The organism is Klebsiella sp. 7-CIP_Kleb., from assembly GCF_050378655.1.
Lineage (GTDB): Bacteria > Pseudomonadota > Gammaproteobacteria > Enterobacterales > Enterobacteriaceae > Klebsiella > Klebsiella quasipneumoniae.
This window is the reverse complement of record NZ_JBNRLJ010000003.1, coordinates 336,190-356,664: the sequence shown is the minus strand read 5'-3', so window position 1 is coordinate 356,664 and position 20,475 is coordinate 336,190. Positions and strand designations below refer to the sequence as shown.

Below are 20,475 nucleotides of genomic sequence, written 5' to 3'. Positions count from 1 at the left end.
CGACCAACACACGCACTGCACCGGAGTTTTTATGCCACATTCGCTTTACGCCACTGATACCGATCTAACCGCGGACAACCTGCTGCGCCTGCCGGCGGAATTTGGCTGCCCGGTCTGGGTCTATGATGCGCAGATTATTCGCCGCCAGATTGCCCAGCTCAGCCAGTTTGACGTGGTGCGTTTTGCGCAAAAAGCCTGCTCTAACATCCATATTCTGCGTCTGATGCGTGAGCAGGGGGTGAAGGTGGACTCGGTGTCGCTGGGGGAGATCGAGCGTGCGCTGGCGGCAGGCTACGATCCGCAGCAGAATCCAGAGGATATTGTCTTCACCGCCGATCTGATCGACGACGCCACCCTCGATCGCGTCAAGGCGTTACAGATCCCGGTGAACGCCGGTTCGATCGACATGCTAAGCCAGCTGGGGGAGGTGTCGCCGGGCCATCGCGTCTGGCTGCGCGTCAACCCGGGCTTTGGCCACGGCCACAGCCAGAAAACCAATACCGGCGGTGAGAACAGCAAGCATGGCATCTGGTACAGCCACCTGCCGGCGGCGCTGGAAGTGATGCGTCGCTATCAGCTGCAGCTGGTGGGGATCCATATGCATATCGGCTCTGGCGTCGACTATGGTCACCTGGAGCAGGTGTGCGGCGCGATGGTGCGCCAGGTTGTCGACTTTGGTCAGGATCTGCAGGCCATCTCCGCCGGCGGCGGCCTGTCTATTCCTTACCGCGAGGGCGAAGAGGCCATCGACACCGCTCACTATTATGGCCTGTGGAACCGCGCCCGGGAGCAGATCGCCACCCATCTGGGTCACCCGGTGAAACTGGAGATTGAACCCGGACGCTTCCTGGTGGCCGAGTCCGGCGTGCTGGTGTCGCAGGTGCGCAGCGTGAAAGAGATGGGCAGCCGCCACTTCGTGCTGATTGACGCCGGCTTTAACGACCTGATGCGCCCGGCAATGTACGGCAGCTATCATCATATCACCGCTCTGGCGGCGGATGGCCGCGATCTCAGCGCCGCGCCGCAGGTGGAGACCGTGGTGGCCGGGCCGCTGTGCGAGTCCGGGGACGTCTTTACCCAGCAGGAAGGGGGGAAAGTCGAGACCCGTCTGCTGCCGGCGGTGGCCCCAGGGGATTATCTGGTGCTCCATGACACTGGCGCCTACGGGGCTTCGATGTCATCCAACTATAACAGCCGTCCGCTGCTGCCGGAGGTGCTGTTTGATGGCGGCAAGGCGCGGCTGATCCGCCGTCGCCAGACCATCCAGGAGCTGCTGGCCTTGGAGCTTATTTAAAAAAAGGTCCCGTCGTCACCGACTCACGCAACACCAGCGTGCCGGTGAACGGCGGGATCGTTTCGATCGGCTGCTGATTAGCAAGCTTGATCGCCTGATCGATAGCCGTGGTGATCATGTTGTCGATGGGCAGATAGACCGTCGACAGCCCCGGCTCCAGCCATTTCGCGCTTGGCGCATCGTCGAAGCCAAACAGCGACACATCCTGCGGAATACGCAGCCCCGCCTGATGCAGCGCCTTTGAGGCCCCCAGCGCCATATCATCGTTACAGGAAAACAGCGCGCTGAAGCGGGCTTTCTCGTCCAGCAGTTCCCGGCACAGCTCGTAGCCGCGGGTCATCGTCGAGTCCCCGTATTTCACCCGGCTCGGATCCCATTCAATACCATGTTTTATCAGCGCGTTGCGATAGCCCTGCAGGCGCGCCTGGCCGGTGGGGGTGTGCATCGGGACGGTGATGCAGGCGATATCGCGGTGGCCCTGGGTAATCAGATACTCCATGGCCTGGAAGGCGGCTTCCTGCTGTTCGAAAAACACGCAGCGTTCGCGGGCCTGCGCCACATCACGGTTAATCACCACCAGCGGCATGGCGATCGAGTTAATCAGCGACATGATCGCCTTCTCGCTCATATGCCGGGTATAGAGGATGATCGCATCGCACTGCCGGTCGGCGAGCATCTGCACCGCTTCCTCTTCGCGCTCCGGCGTATCATGGCCGTCGGTGACGATAAGCTGTTTTCCCCAGGCTTCTGTCTGGCGTGACGCCTGCTGCAGCAGACGGCCAAAGTAGAAGCCGTCAAAGGTGGAGACAACCAGCCCGATACTGTTGCTGGTCTGATTGGCCAGCGAGCGGGCAAGGAAATTCGGCCGGTAGCCCAGCTCTTCCATCGCTTTAAAGACCTGTTGGCGGGTGCTCTCTTTCACCTGACCTGTGCCGTTCAACACGCGGGAAACCGTCGCTTTCGAGACGCCTGCGCGAATTGAGACATCCAGCATTGTAGCCATTTATCGATTCCTGATTTCACGTGGTAAGGCGCAGTTTATCACAGACCGAAAAGGGACATATCGACGGGGCGGGGCGGAAAAACCATCGCGATCACGCTTTTAGCAGGAACTGACCAACCGGCGTTATCTGGTATGCCAATGGCTGTTTTTATCGATATTTGGGATACCACGAAGCGGGTTGCGAGCGCTGTCACAGAACAATTTTTGCCTGGCGACTATGTTTTGGTATGCCAAAAGTCTCTGGCTGTCTACCTGGCCGCAATAAGCCCTTTACTCTGAGGTACTCTTTTATGGCATTACAGGACAAACTGATCGACGCGCTGGGGCGTTTCGCGACGACATTCAACAGCTATCGCTACATTATGGCGATCAAATCGGCGTTTATTACCCTGATGCCGGTGATCATCGTCGGGGCCTTTTCGGTGCTGATCTCCAATATGGTGCTGGATCCGAAGAATGGGCTCGCCAGCTTTTCCTCACTCTCCTTTCTCGCGGCTCTGAAGCCGATCACCAGCGCGCTGAACTACGCCACGCTCAACTTCCTCAATATCGGCGCCGTGTTTCTGATCGGCATTGAGCTGGGGCGGATCAACGGCATCAAAAGCCTGTTTCCCGGCCTGCTGGCGGTGATCTGCTTTATCTGCGTCACGCCGACCACGGTGGAGATGATGGTCGATGGCCAGATGCACGTGGTGAAAGATGTCCTGCTGCGTCAGTTCTCCGATACCCGTAGTCTGTTCCTCGGAATGTTCATCGCCATTCTGTCGGTCGAGATTTACTGCTGGCTGGAGGGGCGCAAGGGGCTGAAGATCAAGATGCCGGATACCGTGCCGCCGAACGTTTCTGCCTCTTTTTCCGCGCTGATCCCGGCGATCATCACCACCACCGCGATCGCCACCTTTGGTTTTCTCTTCCACCAGCTGACGGGAATGTATCTCTACGATGCGGTCTACCAGGTGGTGCAGCAGCCGCTGGAGCGGGTGGTGCAGAGCCTGCCGGGGATCCTGCTGCTGATGTTCGTCGCCCAGCTGTTCTGGGTGATCGGTATTCACGGCAACCAGATGATCAAGCCGATCCGCGAGCCGCTGCTGCTGGGGGCGATCACCGTCAATATGAGCGCCTTTGAGCAGGGGAAAGAGGTACCGAACATCATCACGATGCCCTTCTGGGATGTTTACATGAGCATCGGCGGCTCGGGGCTGACCATCGGCCTGCTGATTGCGGTGATGATCGCCACCAGGCGCAAAGAGATGAAAGAGATCGCCAAGCTGTCGATAGGCCCGGGGCTGTTCAATATTAACGAGCCGGTGATCTTCGGGATGCCGATCATGCTCAACCCGATCCTCGCCATCCCGTTTATCATCACCCCGCTGGTGACCGGCAGCATCGGCTATTTCGCCACCCTGACCGGCTTCGCCGGCAAGGCGGTGGTGATGGTGCCCTGGACCACGCCGCCGCTGATCAACGCCTGGCTGTCCACCGCCGGCTCGATGGGAGCGGTGGTGACCCAGCTTATCTGCATCGTCGTCGCGGTGCTTATCTATCTGCCTTTCGTCAAAATTGCCTCCCGCCGTGCCGATGCCGCACAGCGTCAGGCCGACAATCAACAGACCGCCAACCCTGTCTGAGGAGCCTATGACTACCGTACGGATGACCATTCCCGATGATTTTATCCTTGGCGCGGCGGCTTCCGCCTGGCAGACCGAGGGCTGGAGCGGGAAAAAACCGGGGCAGGACTCCTGGCCCGATCTCTGGTACAAAAACGACCGCCACGTCTGGCATAACGGCTATGGCCCAGCGGTGGCTACCGATTTTATTAACCGCTTTCAGGAAGACGTGCAGCTGATGAAGCTGGCCGGGCTGACCCACTACCGCACCTCGATCAACTGGTCGCGCTTTCTGATCGACTATGAAAACGTCACGGTGGATGAGGAGTATGCGGCCTATTACGACCAGCTGTTCGATGCGCTACTGGCCAACGGCATTACGCCGATGATCTGCCTTGAGCATTACGAATTACCGGGCTATCTGCTGGAAAAGTATGGCGGCTGGGGGTCGAAAAAAGTGGTTGAGCTGTTTGTGCGCTACGCGGAGCAGGTCTTTGCCCGCTACCACCTGAAGGTAACCCGCTGGTTTACCTTTAATGAGCCGATCGTGGTGCAGACCCGGGTCTATCTGGATGCCCTGCGCTGGCCCTATGAGCAGAACACCAGCACCTGGATGCAGTGGAACTACCATAAGGTGCTGGCGACCGCCTGCGTGGTGAAGCGATTTCGCGAACTCGGCTATCCCGGGACCGTTGGCTGCATCCTCAATCCGGAGGTGACCTACCCACGCTCCCGCGCCCCGCATGACCTGCGCGCGGCGGAGATCTACGATCTGTTCTACAACCGTATGTTTCTCGACCCGCTGGTGCACGGGGTCTGGCCGCCGGCGCTTCTCGCGCTGCTTGAGCAGCATCAGGTGACGTGGGAGGCCAGCGCGGAGGAGCTGGCGATTATCCGCGAGCACACCGTCGATGAGCTGGGGATTAACCTTTACTATCCGCACCGGGTCAAAGCCCCGTCGCGGGCCTGGCATCCGCATACCCCGTTCCATCCAGCCTGGTATTATGAGCCGTTTGAGCTGCCCGGCCGGCGGATGAACGCCTCCCGCGGCTGGGAAATCTACCCGCAAATCATCTTTGATATGGCGATGCGGATCAAAAATGACTATCGCAACATCCCGTGGTTCGTGGCCGAGAGCGGGATGGGGGTGGAAAACGAAGGCCAGTTCCGTAACCGCGAAGGCGTCATCGATGACAGCTACCGCATTCGTTTTATCAGCGAACATCTCTGGCACACCCTGCGCGCCCGCGAGGCAGGGGCCAACTGCCAGGGCTATATGCTGTGGGCGTTTACCGACAACGTGTCGCCGATGAACGCCTTTAAAAACCGCTACGGGCTAATCGAAATCGATCTGCAAAACCATCGCGCCCGGCGGCCCAAAGCTTCGGCGCACTGGTTTCGTCAGCTCGGCGAACGGCGTGAGCTGGTGCTGGATATCGACGATGAATACCGCTAGCCGGGAGCAATCTTTGCTAAGATAGCGGCGTATTTGACTCGCAGGCATGTAACGCACAGGTGATTTTGTGGAAAAAGCGATAATTCCGCCGGAAAAGAAGCCCTATCAGGAGATTGGTGATGACCTGCGCGCCCAGATTGCGCAGGGGCGCTACCCGGTCGGGTCGCGTTTGCCGCCGGAACGCCATATTGCCGAAACCTATGGCGTCAGCCGGACCATTGTGCGCGAAGCGCTGCTGATGCTGGAGCTGCAGGGGACGGTGGATATCCGTCAGGGATCCGGGGTGTACGTCATGCGTATCCCGCATGAAAACGACAGCGAAGAAGAGCAGTTGCTCAGCAGCGACGTCGGTCCGTTTGAAATTCTCCAGGCGCGCCAGCTGCTGGAGAGCAATATCGCCGCCTTTGCCGCGAAAATGGCCACCCGCGCCGATATCGACAATCTGAAGCGGATTATCGAGCAGGAGCAGCGGGCTATCGCTCTCAACGATACCGCCCAGGATAACGCCCGCCTGTTCCATCTGGTGCTGGCCGGTGCGACGCAGAACCAGATGCTGTTGGCGACGGTGGAGCGGATCTGGCTGCAGATGGACAGCAGCCCGCTGTGGCAGCAGTTCAATGTGCATATTGCCAGCCGCGCCTGGCGGCTGAAGTGGCTCGGCGACCGGCAGACGCTGCTCGCCGCGCTGCGGCGTCGCGATGTGATGGGCGCCTGGCAGGCGATGTGGCAGCATCTGGAAAACGTCAAAAACAGTCTGCTAGAGCTGTCCGATGAAGACGCCCCGGACTTTGATGGCTATCTGTTCGATTCGGTGCCGATTTTTCAGGGGAAGCTGGTATGACGATCCTGCCGCTGTACGCCGCGCCGCAGTTCGCCCGGCAGGTGACCGACTGGCTGTGGCAGGCCTTTGGCGGCGAGGCGCTGCCGCGCGAATTTTTCGCCAGCATTGTGCAGCATAGCCAGACGGCGGAGGCGCTACCGCTGACCTTTATTGCCGTAGAAGGGGAGCAACTGCTCGGAACGATTGGCCTCTGGCGATGCGATTTGATAAGCCGCCAGGATCTGTTTCCCTGGCTGGCGGCGCTGTACGTCGCGCCCGCCGCTCGCGGTCAGGGGCTGGCCGGACAGCTGCAGCGGCATGTGATCGATTATGCCCGCCGCGCGGGCTATCAGGAGCTTTATCTCTACTCCACCTGCCGCGATTTTTATGAACGCTTCGGCTGGCGCTACATCGGCGAGGGGCTGGATTACCCGGCCACCGCCGTGCATCTCTATCGCTACGACTTATCGCCTTCCTGCGGGGCCACCACCGAATGACGGCGCACCAGCGTCGGGCTGAACAGGTGGGTGATCTCCGGCGCCGGGCGCTGCTCCGCCAGGGCTAAGGCCAATTCGGCCGCCTGGGTCGCCATTGTGACGATCGGGTAACGGACAGTGGTCAGCCGCGGGCGGACATAGCGCGAAATCAGGACATCGTCGAAGCCGATCAGCGAAATTTCCCGCGGGACGTCGATACCGTTGTCGTTCAGCACCCCCATCGCGCCGGCGGCCATCGAGTCGTTATAGCAGGCGACGGCGCTAAAGTGGCGGCCGCGGCCAAGCAGTTCGGTCATCGCCTGTTCGCCGCCGCTTTCATCCGGCTCGGCAAACGTGACCAGCCGGTCGTTGCACGGCAGGCCGCTCTCCTCCAGCGCCGCGTAGTACCCCTGCAGGCGATCTTCCGCATCAGAGATATCGTGGTTTGAGCACAGATAGCCGATACGCGTGTGCCCCTGCTGGATCAGATGACGGGTCGCCAGCCAGGCGCCGTAGCGATCGTCCAGCGCCACGCAGCGGGTTTCATATCCGGGCAGGATGCGGTTGATCAGCACCATGCCGGGGATCTGTTTCATCAGCCCGGCGAGTTCCTCATCGGGGATCATTTTGGCGTGCACCACCAGCGCCGCGCAGCGGTGGCGGATCAGCTGCTCTATCGCCTGGCGCTCCTTTTGCACGTTGTGGTAGCCATTGCCAATCAGCAAAAAATTGCCGGTGCGGTAGGCCACCTGTTCGACGGCTTTGACCATCGCGCCGAAGAAGGGGTCGGAGACATCGCCCACCACCAGGCCGACGGTTTCCGTGGACTGCTGGGCCAGCGCCCGGGCGTTCGCGTTGGGGTGATAGTTGAGGGTTTCCATCGCCGCGCCCACGGACTGACGCGAGGCTTCGCTGGCTTTGGGAGAGTTGTTGATGACGCGGGAGACGGTAGCGACGGAGACTCCTGCGAGTCGGGCTACATCCTTAATTGTCGCCATACCATGCCTTTTATAGGGTAAGCGTTTACATACTGCTATGTTACGGGAAAGAGCGGCAGATTCAAGGCGCGGCGGCGAAGGAATGGCGCAAATGTGATTCAGAGCGGGCTTATCGGTGACCTGTTTACATTGACGCTATCAGTAATTGAAACCGGCTCGGGGAAATACAAACCTTTGCTTACACTTTGCGATGCGCTGTTGCGAATGTTCGCTGGTTTGTCCGCCGAGCAGGTTGATATTCTGGCTCTCCCAGAGGTATTGATAGGTGGAGTCAACGTCAAGTTGACCACTTTACTTACACCAGCCTGCGCAGATGCGCAGGTTTTTTTTTGCCCGTCGCCGGCGTTGTTACAGATAGCGAAAATCGTAATAACTGGTTGCACTTAGGCTCACTCACTTGCGTTTTCCCGCTGGCCCGAAGCGGGCGAAAAACGCGACAATCGAGATCCCAGAGGTATTGATAGGTGAGTTTCTCAGGTACGCTCTTCGTACTGGACGTCTTACACCAGCCTGCGCGGATGCGCAGGTTTTTTTTATTCTGAAAATCCCCCCGCCGCACTGCTTTCCCACGCCTTCTCGTGTAACCTGCTTTGACTCATCACCGGTCACATGGAGTTGTTATGCTATTGGGATTTTTCAGACTGCTGTTCAAGGGGTTATACCGGGTCAGACTGACCGGCGACACGCAGGCTTTGCACCAGCAAAAAGTCTTAATTACCCCGAACCACGTCTCTTTCCTCGACGGCATTCTGCTGGCGTTGTTTTTGCCGGTCCGACCGGTTTTTGCCGTCTATACCTCAATCAGCCAGCGCTGGTTTATGCGCGCGCTGACACCGATTATCGATTTTGTGCCGCTGGACCCGACCAAGCCGATGTCGATCAAACATCTGGTGCGCCTGATCGAACAGGGGCGGCCGGTGGTCATCTTCCCGGAAGGGCGAATCTCGGTCAGCGGCTCGCTGATGAAAATTTATGACGGCGCCGCCTTTGTCGCCGCCAAATCGCAGGCGACCATCGTGCCGCTGCGCATTGAAGGCGCTGAACTGACGCCCTTCAGCCGGCTGAAGGGGCTGGTAAAGCGTCGCCTGTTCCCGCGGATTCAGCTGCACCTGCTGCCGCCTACCCATCTGCCGATGCCCGAGGCGCCGCGCGCCCGCGACCGGCGCAAAATCGCCGGGGAAATGCTGCATCAGATCATGATGGAGGCCCGGATGGCGGTGCGCCCGCGGGAAACCCTGTATGAGTCGCTGCTGGCGGCGCAAGACCGCTTCGGCGCGCGCAAACCCTGCGTGGAGGATATCAACTTCCAGCCGGATACCTATCGCAAGCTGCTGACCAAAACCCTGTTTGTCGCCCGCATTTTGGAAAAATATAGCCAGCAGGGTGAGAAGATAGGCCTGATGCTGCCCAACGCCGGCATCAGTGCGGCGGTGATTTTCGGCGCGATCGCCCGCGGGCGCATTCCGGCGATGATGAACTATACCGCCGGGGTGAAAGGACTCAGCAGCGCCATCGCCGCCGCGGAACTCAAGACCATTTTTACCTCGCGCACCTTCCTCGATAAAGGCAAGCTCTGGCACCTGCCGGAGCAGCTGACCCAGGTGCGTTGGGTGTTCCTGGAAGATCTCAAAGGCGATATCACCCCCGCAGACAAACTGTGGATTTTCGGCCATCTGCTGGCGCCGCGTCTGGCGCAGGTTAAGCAGCAGCCGGAAGACGCGGCGATGATCCTCTTCACCTCCGGCTCGGAGGGCAACCCGAAAGGGGTGGTGCACAGCCATAAAAGCCTGCTGGCCAACGTCGAGCAGATCAAAACCATCGCCGACTTTACCGCTAACGACCGCTTTATGTCGGCGCTGCCGCTGTTCCACTCTTTTGGCCTCACCGTCGGCCTGCTGACGCCGCTGCTTACCGGCGCGGAGGTGTTTCTCTATCCCAGCCCGCTGCACTATCGCGTGGTGCCTGAGCTGGTCTACGATCGCAACTGCACGGTGCTGTTCGGCACCTCGACCTTCCTCGCCAACTATGCTCGCTTCGCTAACCCCTATGATTTCTATCGTCTCCGCTACGTGGTCGCCGGGGCGGAGAAGCTGCAGGAGAGCACCAAACAGCTGTGGCAGGATAAATTCGGCCTGCGTATTCTCGAAGGCTACGGTGTGACCGAGTGCGCCCCGGTGGTCTCGATCAACGTGCCCATGGCGGCGAAGGTCGGCACCGTGGGGCGGATTCTGCCGGGGATGGACGCCCGCCTGCTGGCGATGCCTGGCATTGAGCAGGGGGGACGACTGCAGCTGAAAGGGCCGAACATTATGAAAGGCTACCTGCGGGTGGAAAATCCCGGGGTGCTGGAAGCGCCGACGGCGGAAAATCAGCACGGTGAAAAGGAAGCGGGTTGGTATGACACCGGCGATATCGTGACTTTCGATGAGCAGGGCTATGTCCGCATCCAGGGCCGTGCGAAGCGCTTCGCCAAAATCGCTGGCGAAATGATCTCTCTTGAGATGGTGGAGCAGGTGGCCCTCGGCGCGTCGCCGGACAAAATGCACGCCACGGCGATTAAACAGGACGCCAGCAAAGGCGAGGCGCTGGTGCTGTTTACCACCGATAATGAACTGACTCGCGAAGCCCTGCTGCGCTACGCTCGCCAGCACGGCGTACCGGAGCTGGCGGTGCCGCGCGATATACGCTGGCTGAAACAGCTGCCGGTGCTCGGCAGCGGCAAGCCAGACTATGTCACCCTGAAAAATATGGTCGACGAGGCGGAAACAACCCATGAGTGAGTCAGTGCATACTAACCCGTCGCTGTATTCGAAAGGGATGATGGCGGTGATCTGCGCCCAGTTCCTGTCGGCCTTCGGCGACAATGCGCTTCTCTTCGCCACCCTGGCGCTGATGAAGCAGCTCTATTATCCGGAGTGGAGCCAGCCGGTCCTGCAGATGTTGTTTGTGGGCGCTTACATCCTTTTTGCCCCCTTTGTCGGCCAGTTCGCCGACAGCTTTGCCAAAGGCCGGGTAATGATGGTGGCCAACGGCCTGAAGCTGCTTGGCGCCGGCTGTATCTGCTTCGGCGTGAATCCGTTTCTCGGCTATACGCTGGTGGGGATTGGCGCCGCCGCCTATTCGCCGGCCAAGTATGGCATTCTCGGCGAACTGACCACCGGCGATAAGTTAGTGAAGGCTAACGGACTGATGGAGTCCTCGACCATCGCGGCGATCCTGCTGGGCTCCATGGCCGGCGGGATCCTCGCCGACTGGCACGTGCTGGCGGCGCTGATCGTCTGCGCGCTGGTCTACGGTGGGGCGGTGGTGGCTAACCTGTGGATACCCAGGCTGCCGGCGGCGCGTCCGGGGCAGTCATGGCGTTTCAAGCCGATGACGCACAGCTTCTTCAGCGCCTGCCGCACGCTGTGGCGCAACGGCGAAACCCGCTTTTCGCTGATGGGCACCAGCCTGTTCTGGGGCGCTGGCGTGACCCTGCGCTTCCTGCTGGTGATCTGGGTGCCGGTGGCGCTGGGCATTACCAGCAACGCCATGCCTACCTATCTTAATGCGATGGTGGCGGTGGGGATTGTACTGGGAGCCGGGGCGGCGGCGAAGCTGGTGACCCTGGAGACAGTGTCGCGCTGTATGCCGGCCGGGATTTTGATCGGTATCGCGGTGATAGCCTTTGCCGTGCAGCAGTCGCTGCTGCCGGCGTTCGGTCTGTTGCTGCTGCTCGGGGTGTTCGGCGGCTTCTTTATCGTGCCGTTGAATGCGCTGCTGCAGGAGCGCGGGAAGCATTCGGTCGGGGCGGGTAACGCCATTGCGGTACAGAACCTGGGCGAAAACGTGGCGATGCTGCTGATGCTGGGGCTCTATTCTCTGGCGGTGAGCGTGGGCGTGCCGCCGGTCGCTGTGGGAATAGGCTTTGGCGCGGTGTTTGCTGTGGCCATCGCCGCGCTGTGGGTCTGGGGGCGGCGTAAATAACTTCTCGTCGCGGTTGACTTGAAATCGTCGCCCCTGCCAGGCGCGCGGCAGAGAGAAACCCCCGGGTTGCGGCTTGCGCCTGACCCGGGCTACCGCGGCTACTGAGGCGGCTACCCGCCCTGGGTAGCGTAGGCCCGGTAAGGCGTAGCCGCCACCGGGCAACAACGCGACGCCAGAAGCTGGCGTCGACAGGTCGTGCTACGGTGCCGGGTAGGTATAAACCTGATGCACCGCTTCAATCTCCGCTAATACCTCTTCGCTCAGCTCAAGCTGCAAACTTTCCACGTTGGCCTGCAGCTGCGCCATGGTCGTCGCCCCCAGCAGGGTGCTGGCGACAAACGGCTGCCGACGCACAAAGGCCAGCGCCATTTGCGCCGGATCGAGGCCGTGACGTCGGGCGATATCCACATAGGCCGCCACCGCTTTCTGCGACTGCTCGCCGCTGTAGCGCGTAAAGCGGCTGAACAGCGTATTGCGCGCCCCCGCCGGCTTCGCGCCGTTGAGGTACTTCCCGGTCAGGGTGCCGAAAGCCAGGCAGGAGTAGGCCAGCAGCTCCACGCCTTCGAACTGGCTCACTTCCGCGAGGCCGACTTCAAAGCTGCGGTTCAGCAGGCTGTAGGGGTTCTGAATGGTCACGATCCGCGGCAGGTCGTGCTTATCCGCCAGGTGCAGATAACGCATCACGCCGAAGGCGGTTTCATTCGATACGCCGATGTAGCGGATCTTGCCGGCGCGCTGGAACTCGGTCAGCGCCTCGAGGGTATCCAGCAGGGTCACCGCGGGGGCGGCGTCGGCCCAGGTGTAGCCGAGCTTGCCAAAGCAGTTGGTGGGGCGCTGCGGCCAGTGTACCTGGTACAGGTCGAGATAATCGGTCTGCAGACGCTTCAGGCTGGCGTGCAGCGCCTCGCGGATATTTTTCCGGTCCAGGACGTGGTTTGGTCGAATACTGCTGTCGTTATTACGCGCGGGCCCGCTGACCTTCGAGGCGAGCACCAGCTTTTCGCGATTGCCGCGTTTCGCCAGCCAGTTGCCGACGTAGGTTTCGGTCAGCCCTTGGGTCTCCGGGCGCGGCGGGACAGGGTACATTTCGGCGACATCGATCAGATTGATGCCGTTGGCGACTGCGTAATCGAGCTGCTGATGGGCATCGGCTTCGCTGTTTTGCTCGCCAAAGGTCATAGTTCCCAGCCCGAGGGTGCTGATTTCAAGTGAACTGTGTGGGATACGGTGATACTGCATAGCCAGCTTCCTTTTTATTTATAAGGTCAGGCATTCCCCGACAAAGGAGTATCAACATGGCAGAGGGTGAGAAAAAGAGGAAGTAAAAAATCAAAAAAGCCGGGTGACGAGGAGGGGCGGTGGGTGGAACCCGCGGTGTCCTGGTGTGTCCCGACTCTTCTCAGAAGGCTGGTTGTCGGTAAGCGCAGCGTCAACAGAGGCTGGGGCCGACGGGGAAAATTAACGCTTAATGATTTGCGAAACGTCGTCACGATTGATCTGCATTTTATTACCCTGCTGATCTTCGTAGCTGATAAGACCGGTATCGTCATCCACGGTAGGTTTACCGTCGGTCAGGATCATGCGCCCATCTTTGGTCGCCATGACGTAATCGCTGCTGCAACCGGAAACCGAGAACGCCAGTCCTACGGCGGAAATCAATACTGCCCATTTTTTCATCGTCATCACCTCTTGAGTAGCTGCACCCCATACCCGTCTATTAATAGCCTGATTTGTGAGACATAAAAAGCAGTAAAGTCTGAAAAAGGGTTGCAGCCTGTGACCAGGCTGCAATTATGTGGTTTACAGCGGGTTTTTCTTATTGCGCAGCAGGTTAAGACTCTCAACGGCAATAGAGAAGAACATGGCGAAGTAGATGTATCCCTTCGGCACATGGACGTCGAAACTTTCCAGCATTAGGGTAAAGCCAACGAGGATCAGGAACGACAGCGCCAGCATTTTCACCGACGGATGACGGTCAACGAAATCGCCGATAGGTCGTGCGGCGAACATCATTACCCCCACCGCAATCACGACCGCCGCCATCATAATAAACAGATGGTCCGACAGACCGACGGCGGTGATCACCGAGTCGAGGCTAAAGATGATGTCCAGCAGCATGATCTGCACGATGGCGCCGAGGAAGGAGTGAACGTTAGTTTTCAGCCCCTCCTCTTCACCTTCGATAGACTCATGGATCTCTTTACTGGCTTTCCAGATAAGGAACAGTCCGCCTAACAGCAAGATCAGATCGCGAAACGAAATCTCCTGACCGAGGACGGTGAAGAGCGGGTTGGTCAGCTTAACGACCCAGGCGATAGAGGCCAGCAGCGCCAGGCGCATGACCATCGCCCCCATTAAACCGATCCGTCGCGCGTGAGCGCGCTGGGCGGTGGGGAGCTTGGCCACGACCAGAGAGAGAAAAATAATATTATCGATCCCGAGCACGATCTCCAGCAGCGTCAAGGTGCCCAGCGCCAGCCAGGCGTTAGGATCGGTTATCCATGCAAATAACATTGTTCAAAGTCCTGCAAAATAGAAAGCAGCAATTATATGCACGCCCCAACGCAGAACAAAAAATTAATCGTGTTGTAACAAGAAATGGCGGGCGAGCAGGGCGGCGGTGAAATTCTTTTTCAGGTAGAAACCGCGCGGCAGGGTGAGGATCGTCTCCCCGCGGGCGCCGATGGCTTCGGTCAACGCCTTGCTGTTGGCCGCTTTCGGTCTTAACTGCAGCACCTCGCCGTGGCGGGCGGTAATGCGCTCCACCTCACCGAGGACAATAAGATCCATCAGCTCTTCCCAGTCCATGCGCAGCTGGCGCTCCTCTTCTTCGTTCGGACTCCACAGCAGCGGTGCGCCGACGCGCCGCGCCGCCAGAGGAATGGTGCGCTCTCCTTCCACCGGGATCCACAGGACGCGCTGCAGCTTATGCCGCACATGGCTGCTCTCCCAGGTGACGCCGCTATTGCCGGTTAACGGAGCGACGCAGACAAAGGTGGTCTCCAGCGGACGACCCCGGCTGTCGATAGGGATCGTTTTGAGCTCCACCCCCAGCGCGGCGAAATCCTGTTCGGGTTTACTGCCCGCGCTGGCCCCCAGCCACAGCTCCAGCAGGATGCCCGTCCAGCCTTTATCACGCTTCAGATCGCGGGGAATGGGGATCCCGGCCAGCGCCGCCAGCTCGCCCAGCGTATAGCCGGCCAGCTGTCGGGCCTGGGCCAACAGCTGTTCCTGACTTTGCGGCGGAGAGGAGAGAGGAGCGATAGCGGGCATAGGGCGACACCTTTGGCTAAAAAATGAGCGCTAATTTTGCGCGTTGTGGATAGAGTTTACCGTTTTCTGAGTAACTATACCAATCCCATGATTTATATGCCTTTTTAAGGTCATTGCGCTGCGGGTGAAAACCATGAAAACAGGTTTTCCAGAACTGGTCACTGACAATAAACAGGATCTTACACCATGTTATCCACAGAAAAGTGGGATAACTGGGGAAAAGCCCCACTACTGGTTCGATTTACAGCCTTGACGTGCGACGAAAATCGAATTTTTTGAGAAAATCTGCCCGCGACCTGCGCGTAATCTGTGGATAAAATCGACATTGTTCGATCTTTCATCAGTCGGCGGATCGTATGTGTGATGATCGTCACGTTATGCTGTAATAAGTGAAAGGGATATATTCTAACTTAATGAATATGCTATCATTATTATAAGGTGTTAGCGGTGCGATGTTCAGATTACTCCGGGTTTTCCCGGGTTAATTCCGTACTTCTTCACAACTCTATCCACAGAAAAAGTGAATAAAATCGGCAGTCGGGCGCTTTCGCTGTTTATAACTCTGGCAATTACTGTGAGTTATTCAAATGTTATCCGTTCTCAGTGTGCGAACAGAGTGGTTTACCGTTTCCGACGAGTGTGAAACAATCATTCACATTGAAGCTTATCTTGAGGTAGTCCGGTGATTGATGACGATGGCTACCGCCCAAATGTCGGTATTGTAATCTGTAATCGTCAGGGCCAGGTCATGTGGGCCCGACGCTATGGTCAGCACTCGTGGCAGTTCCCGCAAGGGGGCATAAATCCAGGAGAATCCGCAGAGCAGGCGATGTATCGGGAATTGTTTGAAGAGGTCGGGTTAAGCCGTAAAGATGTGCGGATCCTGGCCTCAACCCGTAACTGGCTGCGTTACAAGTTGCCTAAACGTTTGGTGCGTTGGGACACAAAGCCGGTTTGTATCGGCCAGAAACAAAAGTGGTTTCTTTTGCAGTTGATCGGTAACGACGCGGACATCAATATGCAAACCAGCAGCACGCCTGAATTTGATGGCTGGCGCTGGGTGAGTTACTGGTACCCGGTTCGTCAGGTGGTGTCGTTCAAACGCGACGTCTACCGCCGGGTGATGAAAGAGTTCGCCAGCGTAACCATGTCGCTGGCGGAGAGCGCCCCTAAGCCGCAAAGCGCGCCTGCTTATCGACGTAAAAGAGGTTAAGCCACGCACATTATGCTCACTCGGTTGCGAGAAATAGTCGAGAAGGTCGCGAGTGCGCCGCGTTTAAACGAGGCGCTGGATATTCTGGTGACAGATGTCTGCCAGGCGATGGAGACGGAAGTCTGCTCGGTTTACCTGGCTGACAATGACCGACGCTGCTATTACCTGATGGCCACCCGCGGGTTAAAAAAACCTCGCGGGCGCACCGTTGCGCTGGCATTCGATGAAGGCCTGGTGGGGCTGGTTGGCCGCCTGGCGGAGCCCATCAACCTCGCCGATGCGCAAAAACACCCCAGCTTCAAGTATATCCCCGCCGTCAAAGAGGACCGCTTCCGCGCCTTCCTTGGCGTGCCGATCATCCAGCGCCGCCAGCTGTTGGGCGTGCTGGTGGTCCAGCAGCGTGAGCTGCGCCAGTTTGATGAAAGCGAGGAGTCTTTCCTCGTCACCCTCGCCACCCAGATGGCGGCGATCCTCTCCCAGTCCCAGCTGAACGCCCTGTTTGGCCAGTATCGTCAGACGCGCATTCGCGCGCTGCCGGCCTCTTCCGGGGTGGCGATCGCCGAGGGCTGGATGGACGTCAGCCTGCCGCTGATGGAACAGGTGTATGAAGCCTCGACGCTGGATACCGCCTCGGAACGTGAACGCCTGACCGGCGCGCTGGAAGAAGCGGCCAACGAGTTTCGTCGCTACAGCAAACGCTACGCCGCCGGCGCGCAAAAAGAGACGGCGGCGATCTTCGATCTCTACTCGCACCTGCTCTCCGACGCCCGCCTGCGTCGCGAGCTCTTTGCCGAAGTCGACAAAGGCGCCGTCGCCGAGTGGGCGGTCAAAAAGATCATTGAGAAGTTCGCCGAACAGTTTGCCGCGTTGAGCGACGGCTATCTGAAAGAGCGGGCCGGCGACCTGCGCACGCTGGGTCAGCGTCTGCTGTTCCATCTCGACGACAGTATTCAGGGCCCCAACACCTGGCCGGCGCGCATTATCCTCGTGGCGGACGAGCTGTCGGCCACCACCCTCGCCGAAGTACCGCAGGATCGCCTGGCCGGCGTGGTAGTGCGCGATGGCGCCGCCAACTCCCATGCCGCCATTATGGTGCGGGCCCTTGGCATCCCAACGGTGATGGGCGCCGATATTCAGCCCTCGCTGTTGCATGGCCATACGCTGATTGTCGATGGCTATCGCGGTGAGCTGCTGGTGGATCCTGAACCTGTTCTGTTACAGGAATATCAGCGCCTTATCAGTGAAGAGAACGAGCTCAGCCGCCTGGCGGAGGACGATCTCCAGCGTGCGTCGGAGTTGAAAAGCGGCGAGCGGGTAAAAGTCATGCTCAACGCCGGCTTAAGCCCGGAGCACGAAGAGAAGCTCGGCAGTTTTGTGGACGGCATTGGTCTGTACCGTACCGAAATTCCCTTTATGCTGCAGAGCGGCTTCCCCTCTGAAGAGGAGCAGGTCGCCCAGTATCAGGGCATGCTGCAGATGTTTAACAGCAAACCGGTGACCCTGCGTACCCTGGACATCGGCGCGGATAAACAGCTGCCGTACATGCCGATCAGTGAAGAGAACCCATGCCTCGGCTGGCGCGGGATCCGCATCACCCTCGATCAGCCGGAGATCTTTTTGATCCAGGTGCGGGCGATGCTGCGCGCCAACGCCGCCACCGGCAACCTCAGCATTTTGCTGCCGATGGTGACCAGTCTGGAAGAGGTCGATGAGGCCCGCCGACTGATCGACCGCGCCAGTCGGGAAGTGGAAGAGATGATCGGCTACGCCATCCCGCGTCCGCGTCTGGGGGTGATGCTGGAGGTGCCGTCGATGGTCTTTATGCTGCCGCAGCTGGCCAGCCGGATCGATTTTATCTCGGTAGGAACGAACGACCTGACCCAGTACCTGCTGGCCGTCGACCGTAACAATACCCGGGTCGCCAGCATGTATGACAGCCTGCATCCTGCGGTATTGCGGGCGCTGGCGATGATCGCTCATGACGCGGAGCGCTTTGGCATCGATCTGCGACTGTGCGGCGAGATGGCAGGCGACCCGATGTGCGTGACGATCCTTGTCGGTCTCGGTTATCGCCACCTGTCGATGAACGGCCGCTCGGTGGCGAGGGTGAAATATCTGCTGCGCCGCATCGATATCGAAGAGGCGCAGGAGCTGTCTCGTCGCAGCCTCGAAGCCCAGATGACCGCCGAGGTGCGCCATCAGGTGGCGGCCTTTATGGAGCGTCGCGGTCTCGGCGGCCTGATCCGCGGCGGGCGGTAGCGATAGCCCGGGTGAGGCGAAAGCCGTAACCCGGGAATCCTCTGTTCACACCATCCGGCAACATACAGCACAGCCGGTGAAACGGCTTCTGTTAGCATCCGTATACATATCTTTTACACGCCGGCGCGGATCGCACTCCTGGCTTATGCTATGATTCGCCTCCTTCGGCGTGCCCGTTTTAATCGGGCATGGATCATCACCGCTGTCCACTTTCGGCGGAATAACAAGTCTTTATGGTGACAGATGAATAGTGGCTACCTGCATTTTCCGGAGTTCGATCCGGTCATTTTTTCTCTAGGCCCGGTCTCCCTCCACTGGTACGGTTTGATGTACCTGGTGGGCTTTGTCTTTGCGATGTGGCTGGCCACCCGTCGGGCGAATCGTCCGGGCAGCGGCTGGACGAAAAATGAAGTAGAAAACCTGCTTTACGCGGGCTTCCTCGGCGTCTTTCTGGGCGGCCGTATCGGTTACGTGCTGTTCTACAACCTGCCGGTATTTCTTGCCGATCCGTTGTATCTGTTCCGCGTCTGGGACGGCGGCATGTCGTTCCACGGCGGCCTGATCGGCGTGATCCTGGTGATGATTATCTTCGCCAGACGCACCAAACGCACCTTCTTCCAGGTCTCCGATTTTATCGCGCCGCTGATCCCGTTTGGCCTTGGCGCCGGGCGTCTGGGCAACTTTATCAACGGCGAGCTGTGGGGCCGCGTGGACCCGAGCTTCCATTACACGATGATTTTCCCGGGCTCCCGTGCCGAAGATCTGGCGCTGCTGCCGACCCATCCGGAATGGCAATCGCTGTTTGATACCTACGGCGCGCTGCCGCGCCACGCGTCGCAGCTGTACGAGCTGGCGCTGGAAGGCGTGGTGCTGTTCCTGATCCTGAACCTGTTTATCCGTAAACCGCGCCCGACCGGTTCCGTTTCCGGCCTGTTCCTGATTGGCTACGGCCTGTTCCGCATTATCGTGGAATTCTTCCGCCAGCCCGACGCCCAGTTCACCGGCGGCTGGGTGCAGTACATCAGCATGGGGCAGATTCTTTCGATCCCGATGGTGCTTGCGGGTATCATCATGATGGTTTGGGCTTACCGCCACCGTCCGCAGCAACTGAATTCTTGAGGAACCATGAAACAGTATCTTGATTTGATGCAGAAAGTGCTCGCTGAGGGCACGCCAAAAAATGACCGCACCGGCACTGGCACGATCTCTATTTTCGGCCATCAGATGCGTTTTAACCTGCAGGAAGGCTTCCCGCTGGTGACCACCAAGCGCTGTCATTTACGCTCCATCATCCATGAACTGCTGTGGTTCCTGCAGGGCGACACCAACATCGCCTATCTGCACGACAACAACGTCACCATCTGGGACGAGTGGGCAGATGAAAATGGCGACCTGGGACCGGTCTACGGCAAACAGTGGCGTTCCTGGCCTGCGCCGGACGGTCGTCATATCGACCAGATCAGCACGGTGATGGACCAACTGAAAAACGACCCGGACTCCCGCCGGATCATCGTCTCGGCGTGGAACGTCGGCGAGCTGGATAAAATGGCCCTGGCGCCGTGCCACGCCTTCTTCCAGTTCTACGTCGCTGACGGCAAGCTCTCCTGCCAGCTGTATCAGCGCTCCTGCGACGTATTCCTCGGCCTGCCGTTCAACATCGCCAGCTACGCGCTGCTGGTGCATATGGTGGCGCAGCAGTGCGATCTGCAGGTCGGCGATTTCGTCTGGACCGGTGGCGACACTCATCTGTACAGCAACCATCTCGAGCAGACCAATCTGCAGCTGAGCCGCGAACCGCGTCCGCTGCCGAAGCTGGTCATCAAACGCAAGCCGGCGTCGATCTTCGACTACCGCTTTGAAGACTTCGAGATTGAAGGTTACGATCCGCACCCGGGAATCAAAGCGCCGGTGGCGATTTAACCCCCTCTGCAGATATGACCAACCGGCGTCCGATGGCGCCGGTTTTTTTATGCCGTTTTCACCACCTGAATAGGGGTGGCTACCCTCGTTGCCATTACGATAGGAACGCTTCATCCCGCCCGCTGGCCGCAGGCGTTGGTGGGCGGGAAAGCTGGAAAGAGGCTCGCAAAAAAATGTTCTGCTGTTGGTC

At 59.1% G+C, this 20,475-nt stretch carries 17 protein-coding genes and 1 pseudogene; 11 read left to right on the top strand and 7 right to left on the bottom strand.

Annotated elements, in window-relative coordinates; genetic code table 11:
• The first annotated feature begins 31 nt into the window (after window positions 1-31).
• Window positions 32-1,294, top strand: coding sequence for a diaminopimelate decarboxylase (lysA, locus tag ACQUTI_RS15155; protein ID WP_004205426.1), 1,263 nt, complete (start codon window positions 32-34; stop codon window positions 1,292-1,294).
• Here the strand turns inward: lysA and ACQUTI_RS15150 are convergent.
• A complete protein-coding gene (locus tag ACQUTI_RS15150; RefSeq protein WP_074384267.1) occupies window positions 1,287-2,288 on the bottom strand; it encodes a LacI family DNA-binding transcriptional regulator in 1,002 nt (333 codons plus the stop codon). The genes lysA and ACQUTI_RS15150 overlap by 8 nt on opposite strands.
• A 299-nt stretch (window positions 2,289-2,587) precedes the next feature.
• Here ACQUTI_RS15150 and ACQUTI_RS15145 point away from each other — a divergent pair, with 299 nt between their 5' ends.
• The 4 genes from ACQUTI_RS15145 (at window position 2,588) to ACQUTI_RS15130 (ending at window position 6,677) form a co-directional block, all read left to right on the top strand.
• Window positions 2,588-3,925: a PTS sugar transporter subunit IIC gene (locus ACQUTI_RS15145; RefSeq protein WP_004205429.1), complete on the top strand. Its 1,338-nt coding sequence runs from the start codon at window positions 2,588-2,590 to the stop codon at window positions 3,923-3,925.
• A gap of 7 nt (window positions 3,926-3,932) precedes the next feature.
• Window positions 3,933-5,360 (top strand): glycoside hydrolase family 1 protein, encoded by a 1,428-nt coding sequence (locus tag ACQUTI_RS15140; RefSeq protein ID WP_049004102.1) that lies wholly within the window; start codon window positions 3,933-3,935, stop codon window positions 5,358-5,360.
• A gap of 67 nt (window positions 5,361-5,427) precedes the next feature.
• Window positions 5,428-6,201 (top strand): GntR family transcriptional regulator, encoded by a 774-nt coding sequence (locus ACQUTI_RS15135; protein WP_004205433.1) that lies wholly within the window; start codon window positions 5,428-5,430, stop codon window positions 6,199-6,201.
• Window positions 6,198-6,677 (top strand): GNAT family N-acetyltransferase, encoded by a 480-nt coding sequence (locus ACQUTI_RS15130; RefSeq protein ID WP_017899241.1) that lies wholly within the window; start codon window positions 6,198-6,200, stop codon window positions 6,675-6,677. Before ACQUTI_RS15135 ends, ACQUTI_RS15130 begins: the two co-directional genes overlap by 4 nt.
• Here the strand turns inward: ACQUTI_RS15130 and galR are convergent.
• On the bottom strand, window positions 6,638-7,654 hold the full coding sequence (gene galR, locus ACQUTI_RS15125; protein WP_002915981.1) for an HTH-type transcriptional regulator GalR: 1,017 nt from the start codon (window positions 7,652-7,654) through the stop codon (window positions 6,638-6,640). The two genes, ACQUTI_RS15130 and galR, sit on opposite strands and share 40 nt — an antisense overlap.
• 620 nt (window positions 7,655-8,274) lie before the next feature.
• Between galR and aas the strand changes: the two genes are divergently transcribed.
• Both aas and lplT read left to right on the top strand, forming a co-directional pair.
• On the top strand, window positions 8,275-10,434 hold the full coding sequence (gene aas / locus ACQUTI_RS15120; RefSeq protein ID WP_004205437.1) for a bifunctional acyl-ACP--phospholipid O-acyltransferase/long-chain-fatty-acid--ACP ligase: 2,160 nt from the start codon (window positions 8,275-8,277) through the stop codon (window positions 10,432-10,434).
• The gene (lplT, locus tag ACQUTI_RS15115) at window positions 10,427-11,620 is read left to right on the top strand and encodes a lysophospholipid transporter LplT (RefSeq protein ID WP_043520877.1); all 1,194 of its coding nucleotides are present in this window, start codon (window positions 10,427-10,429) and stop codon (window positions 11,618-11,620) included. Before aas ends, lplT begins: the two co-directional genes overlap by 8 nt.
• A gap of 198 nt (window positions 11,621-11,818) precedes the next feature.
• On the opposite strand, the gene ACQUTI_RS15110 is transcribed toward lplT, so the two are convergent.
• The 5 genes and pseudogenes from ACQUTI_RS15110 to ACQUTI_RS15090 all read right to left on the bottom strand — a co-directional run.
• Window positions 11,819-12,859, bottom strand: coding sequence for an NADP(H)-dependent aldo-keto reductase (locus ACQUTI_RS15110; protein ID WP_004205439.1), 1,041 nt, complete (start codon window positions 12,857-12,859; stop codon window positions 11,819-11,821).
• A 219-nt stretch (window positions 12,860-13,078) separates the two neighbouring features.
• Window positions 13,079-13,297 carry a YgdI/YgdR family lipoprotein gene (locus ACQUTI_RS15105; RefSeq protein ID WP_002915974.1) on the bottom strand — a complete coding sequence of 73 codons (219 nt, stop codon included), beginning with the start codon at window positions 13,295-13,297 and terminating at the stop codon, window positions 13,079-13,081.
• A 123-nt stretch (window positions 13,298-13,420) separates the two neighbouring features.
• Entirely contained in the window at window positions 13,421-14,134 is a 714-nt protein-coding gene (locus ACQUTI_RS15100) for a TerC family protein (protein WP_004205441.1), read from the bottom strand.
• Window positions 14,135-14,197: 63 nt separating this feature from the next.
• On the bottom strand, window positions 14,198-14,893 hold the full coding sequence (mutH, locus tag ACQUTI_RS15095) for a DNA mismatch repair endonuclease MutH (protein WP_023319078.1): 696 nt from the start codon (window positions 14,891-14,893) through the stop codon (window positions 14,198-14,200).
• A gap of 88 nt (window positions 14,894-14,981) precedes the next feature.
• Window positions 14,982-15,122, bottom strand: a pseudogene (locus ACQUTI_RS15090) (hypothetical protein); the annotation flags it as partial.
• A 453-nt stretch (window positions 15,123-15,575) separates the two neighbouring features.
• Here ACQUTI_RS15090 and rppH point away from each other — a divergent pair.
• The 4 genes from rppH to thyA all read left to right on the top strand — a co-directional run bounded on the left by rppH (window position 15,576) and on the right by thyA (window position 20,285).
• A complete protein-coding gene (gene rppH / locus ACQUTI_RS15085) occupies window positions 15,576-16,106 on the top strand; it encodes an RNA pyrophosphohydrolase (protein ID WP_004205443.1) in 531 nt (176 codons plus the stop codon).
• Between the two features lie 12 nt (window positions 16,107-16,118).
• On the top strand, window positions 16,119-18,365 hold the full coding sequence (ptsP, locus tag ACQUTI_RS15080; RefSeq protein WP_004205444.1) for a phosphoenolpyruvate--protein phosphotransferase: 2,247 nt from the start codon (window positions 16,119-16,121) through the stop codon (window positions 18,363-18,365).
• 243 nt (window positions 18,366-18,608) lie between these two features.
• A complete protein-coding gene (gene lgt / locus ACQUTI_RS15075; protein ID WP_004205445.1) occupies window positions 18,609-19,484 on the top strand; it encodes a prolipoprotein diacylglyceryl transferase in 876 nt (291 codons plus the stop codon).
• A 6-nt stretch (window positions 19,485-19,490) separates the two neighbouring features.
• Window positions 19,491-20,285, top strand: coding sequence for a thymidylate synthase (gene thyA, locus ACQUTI_RS15070; protein WP_023319077.1), 795 nt, complete (start codon window positions 19,491-19,493; stop codon window positions 20,283-20,285).
• Window positions 20,286-20,475: the final 190 nt, after the last annotated feature.

Coding starts and splice junctions, on each gene's coding strand:
- galR (WP_002915981.1), bottom strand. CDS start 7,654: ATGGCGACAATTAAGGATGTAGCCCGACTCGCAGGAGTCTCCGTCGCT.
- ACQUTI_RS15110 (WP_004205439.1), bottom strand. CDS start 12,859: ATGCAGTATCACCGTATCCCACACAGTTCACTTGAAATCAGCACCCTC.
- ACQUTI_RS15145 (WP_004205429.1), top strand. CDS start 2,588: ATGGCATTACAGGACAAACTGATCGACGCGCTGGGGCGTTTCGCGACG.
- ptsP (WP_004205444.1), top strand. CDS start 16,119: ATGCTCACTCGGTTGCGAGAAATAGTCGAGAAGGTCGCGAGTGCGCCG.
- ACQUTI_RS15130 (WP_017899241.1), top strand. CDS start 6,198: ATGACGATCCTGCCGCTGTACGCCGCGCCGCAGTTCGCCCGGCAGGTG.
- ACQUTI_RS15105 (WP_002915974.1), bottom strand. CDS start 13,297: ATGAAAAAATGGGCAGTATTGATTTCCGCCGTAGGACTGGCGTTCTCG.
- mutH (WP_023319078.1), bottom strand. CDS start 14,893: ATGCCCGCTATCGCTCCTCTCTCCTCTCCGCCGCAAAGTCAGGAACAG.
- ACQUTI_RS15150 (WP_074384267.1), bottom strand. CDS start 2,288: ATGCTGGATGTCTCAATTCGCGCAGGCGTCTCGAAAGCGACGGTTTCC.
- lysA (WP_004205426.1), top strand. CDS start 32: ATGCCACATTCGCTTTACGCCACTGATACCGATCTAACCGCGGACAAC.
- aas (WP_004205437.1), top strand. CDS start 8,275: ATGCTATTGGGATTTTTCAGACTGCTGTTCAAGGGGTTATACCGGGTC.
- ACQUTI_RS15140 (WP_049004102.1), top strand. CDS start 3,933: ATGACTACCGTACGGATGACCATTCCCGATGATTTTATCCTTGGCGCG.
- thyA (WP_023319077.1), top strand. CDS start 19,491: ATGAAACAGTATCTTGATTTGATGCAGAAAGTGCTCGCTGAGGGCACG.
- lgt (WP_004205445.1), top strand. CDS start 18,609: ATGAATAGTGGCTACCTGCATTTTCCGGAGTTCGATCCGGTCATTTTT.
- ACQUTI_RS15100 (WP_004205441.1), bottom strand. CDS start 14,134: ATGTTATTTGCATGGATAACCGATCCTAACGCCTGGCTGGCGCTGGGC.
- lplT (WP_043520877.1), top strand. CDS start 10,427: ATGAGTGAGTCAGTGCATACTAACCCGTCGCTGTATTCGAAAGGGATG.